The sequence below is a fragment of the Albidovulum sp. genome, assembly GCF_049646345.1.
GTDB lineage: Bacteria > Pseudomonadota > Alphaproteobacteria > Rhodobacterales > Rhodobacteraceae > Albidovulum.
In genome coordinates, this window is the sequence record NZ_JBARVQ010000018.1 from 1 (window position 1) to 4,094 (window position 4,094).

5 protein-coding genes are annotated in these 4,094 nt (G+C 57.9%); all 5 read right to left on the bottom strand.

The features are described 5' to 3' along the window. Positions 1-450: thioesterase II family protein (locus WBB85_RS00425; RefSeq protein WP_432636650.1), on the bottom strand; the 450-nt coding region annotated here is incomplete at its 3' end. A gap of 23 nt (positions 451-473) precedes the next feature. After that, complete coding sequence (locus WBB85_RS00430) at positions 474-2,105, bottom strand: AMP-binding protein (protein WP_432636651.1); 1,632 nt, start codon at positions 2,103-2,105, stop codon at positions 474-476. A gap of 3 nt (positions 2,106-2,108) precedes the next feature. After that, a complete protein-coding gene (locus WBB85_RS00435) occupies positions 2,109-3,107 on the bottom strand; it encodes an alpha/beta hydrolase (RefSeq protein ID WP_432636652.1) in 999 nt (332 codons plus the stop codon). A 99-nt stretch (positions 3,108-3,206) separates the two neighbouring features. Continuing rightward, positions 3,207-3,449 (bottom strand): phosphopantetheine-binding protein, encoded by a 243-nt coding sequence (locus WBB85_RS00440; protein ID WP_432636653.1) that lies wholly within the window; start codon positions 3,447-3,449, stop codon positions 3,207-3,209. Between the two features lie 96 nt (positions 3,450-3,545). Continuing rightward, a partial coding sequence (locus tag WBB85_RS00445; protein ID WP_432636654.1) for a sterol desaturase family protein occupies positions 3,546-4,094 on the bottom strand: 549 nt, incomplete at its 5' end.

Here is a 4,094-nt window from a genome sequence, read left to right on the forward strand (position 1 = left end):
GGCAATAAGCTCGTCCTCGGGCAGGGGGTGCCATGGCCTGTTGCGAGCGGCCAAATGCGGCGCCCGACATGCCGACACAAACAGGTGACATGGCAGCGGCAACCCCATCTCTCGCAGCCTACGCGTCACTTCGAACGCCAGAAGCGCGCCCATGCTATGCCCAAAGAAGGCAAATGGCCGCTCCAGCACAGGCACCACTGAGGACAACGCGTCCTCGACCATCTTTGACATCTCTGGGATCGGCGCTTCTCTCAGGCGCAGACCGCGGCCCGGCAATTCGATGGCGTAGCTCGAAATATCTTCCAGTTTGCGCAAGCCCCAGTTCTGGTAGAAATGCGCGGTCCCGCCGGCAAACGGCCAGAGATACAGCGAGGTCGCAGGCCCCGAAGGTTCGGCTGAACCCAGTCTGAGCAGCGACCGCGTCGGGCTTATCTGCGATGAAACTTGCACTTTGACCGACCCATTTTACGGCTTCAACCAAACGTCCCAATACGTTCGACGCTCGGCCCCAGACGGGCCTGCACCGCAGCGCGATCGACCTTCAGGTTTCGGGTCAGCAAACCTGTCTCTGCCGACAGCGGAATATCGGAAAACACAAGGCCCATGATAGGTGTCGTTGACAGAATTTGACGGTTGAGCCCCTTGATTTCGCGCGCAATCGCGGCTCGTGCATCGTCGCCCTGATCCGTGGGCCAGATCACCGCCGACAAGGCGCGCAGGGTGTCATCGCGAAACACGACCACATGATCAATTTTGCCAACCGCCTTTACCTTGTCCTCGATATTTTCCGGAGAGATTTTCTGCCCCCCCGCCGTGATGATGACGTTCTTCTTTCGCCCCCCAAGGACCAGAAACCCATCCTCGTCGAACGCGCCGATATCGCCGGTAGAAATGGTCTTTGCGTCCAGAAACACCTGGGCGTTCTCGGCAGCGTCTGCACCTTCATAATAGTGGCAAAGATGATTCGGGTTCCGCACCAGAACCTCGCCTTCCGGCCCCAGCGAAATCGCCCCGGGGAAGGCGGGCTTTCCGACCGACCCCAGCTTGTTTGCCCCAGGCCGGTTCCATGCAATCCAGCCGCATTCGGTCATTCCGTAAATCTGATACAAGGGGAAACCCGCGCGTTCGAAAAACGTCAGGGTCGAAAGATTGATCGGCGCGGACCCCACAAGCATAAGCCGCACCGCGCTGCCATAGATGTCATGCAATGACTGAAACAGGTGTTTTCTCACAGACTGGCGGAGGGGCCGTGGCGCCCAGCGGACAATGTTGGAAATCCGCGTCAAGGCATCCCGCTTGCGGCCCGACCACCTGTCGAACCTTTGCTCTGCGACTTCGTAGAATACGGGTGGGCCAAGGATCACCGTCGGGTTCCCGGCCTTCAACGCCTCAAAGAACTGATCTTGCGTCGACAAAACAACCGTCGCCCCACGATAGAGCGCACAATACGCCAGATATCTCTGCTGGAAGATGGACAGCGGAAGGATATCAAAGATGCGATCTTCGCTGTTGATCTCAAAGGCATCCGACACCCGTTCGATACCATGCTGAAGGCTGGTCCACGAAATAGGCAATCGCTTGAGCCGACCCGTCGTGCCCGAGGAAAACACAATCGTAAAGGCATCGGATGTCACCGCCGCTTCGGGCGCAACCTTGCCTAACACGCGCGCCGGACGCAGGTGCTCAAGGCGTATCAGGCCAGACGCATTCCGGACGACGTCGCAGTCTCCGGCGTCAAAACCGTTTTCCTGAAACAGGAAATTCAGATCGTACTGTTCAGCCAATTTTGAGCCAGACAGCGGGTCCAATTCGGGGTTGCCCAAGGGTATGCAAACGGACGTACACCCAAGCGTGATCAACGCGAAATCCAGGATCAGCCATTCGTAGGAATTCTGCGCCCGAATTCCAACGCGGCACCCCGCATGCAACCCAAGCCCGCGCAGATGATCCATGACGCCAAGCGTATCGTCATGAATACGCCCGCTACTGTATGACGACACCCCATCCTGATCGACAACAACAATCTGTGCGCCCGGATGTTTTGCAATCCGGCCCAGCAGCTCGGGGCGCGCATAGCACACTTCATTGATCTGATCTTTGGCCATTGGCTATGCTTCCACCTTTTGCAGAGACGTCTTGGCTTCGAGGCCCTCTGGCTGCGCGACGCCCGCATTCGCCATTGCGCGGTTGATCGCAAACACCTGCTCATCCAGAGCATATTGCGAAAGCCGGGATTCCTTGACCACGTCAAACCCATGAAACGCACCCGAGAAGTTGCGCAGATCGACCGGAACGCCCGCCGCCATAAGGCACAAAGCATAGTCTATCGCCTCATCGCGCAGCGGGTCCAACTCTGCCGTCATGACATAAGCAGGCGGCAGCCCCGACACATCCCCAGCACGCGCGGGCGCGGCATATACCTGGGTATCGCGCACATCCGGGCCCAGATAATGCGCCCACATATGTTGGGTGTCGATGCGCCTCCAGCCGGGCTGATCCGTGTGGGTGTTCATCGACTGGCTGGTCATTCTGTCATCAAGTGCAGGGTAAATCAGCATTTGTAGGCACGCTGGCGGGATCCCATGATCCCGGCACAGCAGCGAAACACTTGCGGCTAGGTTTCCGCCCGCGCTGACCCCGGCAACAACAATCCGCGCCGGATCAACCTTCAGATCGGCGGCACTGGCGCGCACCCAAAGATAGCAGCCCATGCAATCATCCACCGCCGCCGGGTATCTGTGTTCCGGGCTGAGCCTGTAGTCGCAAGAGACCAGCACAGCGCCTGTGGCCTGCGCCCACATCAGGCAACGAAAATGCTCGACGTTCAAATCGCCGACCATAAACCCGCCGCCATGGTAAAAAACGATCGCCCCGCGGGGCGTCGCGGCGCTGTTCGGCGTGTAGATACGGATCGGAATCAGGCGCCCGTCCTCGGCGTTGGGAATGGTCACATCCTGGTAGGACACCGCATCTTCGAGGTCTTTCCAGTACCGCCTTTCAGCCAAGGTCGCGCCCAGCCGGGCGATTGTGGCCCGCGCCGCCGTTGGGTCAGCATAGTCAAATTGCGGCTGGGCACCTGCGGCAAGGGTCAGTTCCGGGTCGATCATTTTGCTTGCCTTCAATAGATCTGTTTTGAACGAGATTGGTGAACAGTGTCCCGCCGGAATTGGGCGCTTTGTGATCTGCAAGCGGCGCGGGCGCAGGTGTCAGGCCGCGCCGGCAAAATCCTGGACGAGCGCACGCAGATTGGGGGCCACGATGACATCCACAACGTTGATCTTGGAGCCGAACTTTTCCGTTGCTTTGGTGGCAACCTGAGCTGCCAACAGGGACGATCCCCCCAGATCCATAAAATTCGACGTGGGATCCGATACGTCGAAGCCAAGCGCATTCGACCAAATCGTTGCCATTTCCTGTTCCGCCGCGGTGAGCGCCTTATCGCTGTCCAAGCCACTTATCCTTTCGGGTTATTGTGAATGATCGCGTTTAACGAGCATTCACAAACTGCCTTCAAGTATAAGCGGTAAATGCATTTGATCCACGCATCAAGTGCTACCGGCAACCTCCACCTGCGCCCTAGCCTTGCGCCTCTGCGCGCTTTGGTAGTCGGTCTTCAGCCACGTATCCAACGGCACAAGGTTGGTCGCACCAAAGTTCGTCCCGCCCGCCTGGTGATGCAGATAGTGATGGTGGTGATCCGTCAGCATTAGGCTGTCCTTGCCAAGTTTTATGGCGGCAAATCCATGATGCAGCGTGGTTGGCCCAAGGGCCGACGCAACCATGAAATACATCATAAAAATGGGATCGATTGGGACAATCAAGACATAGATCGGAACGGCGGAAAAATAGATCAGATGCTCGACCGGGTGCATCGACAGCCCTGACCAGGGCGATATATCCATGGCCTTGTGGTGCACGCGATGAAACCGGTTCAGCTTCTTGCCGTGCAGCCAACGGTGCGTGAAGTAAAAATGCACATTCGCCCAGAAGGGAAACAGTAGAAATGTCACGGCGCTCCAGATGGGGTTTCTGCTCCAGCTTGCACTCAGCAACATGTCGCGGCTGTAAAGGCACAGCAACGCGAAGGTGTAGAT

Excerpts from the sequence above, each read along its gene's own strand:
- WBB85_RS00435 (WP_432636652.1), bottom strand. The coding sequence starts at position 3,107 with ATGATCGACCCGGAACTGACCCTTGCCGCAGGTGCCCAGCCGCAATTT.
- WBB85_RS00430 (WP_432636651.1), bottom strand. The coding sequence starts at position 2,105 with ATGGCCAAAGATCAGATCAATGAAGTGTGCTATGCGCGCCCCGAGCTG.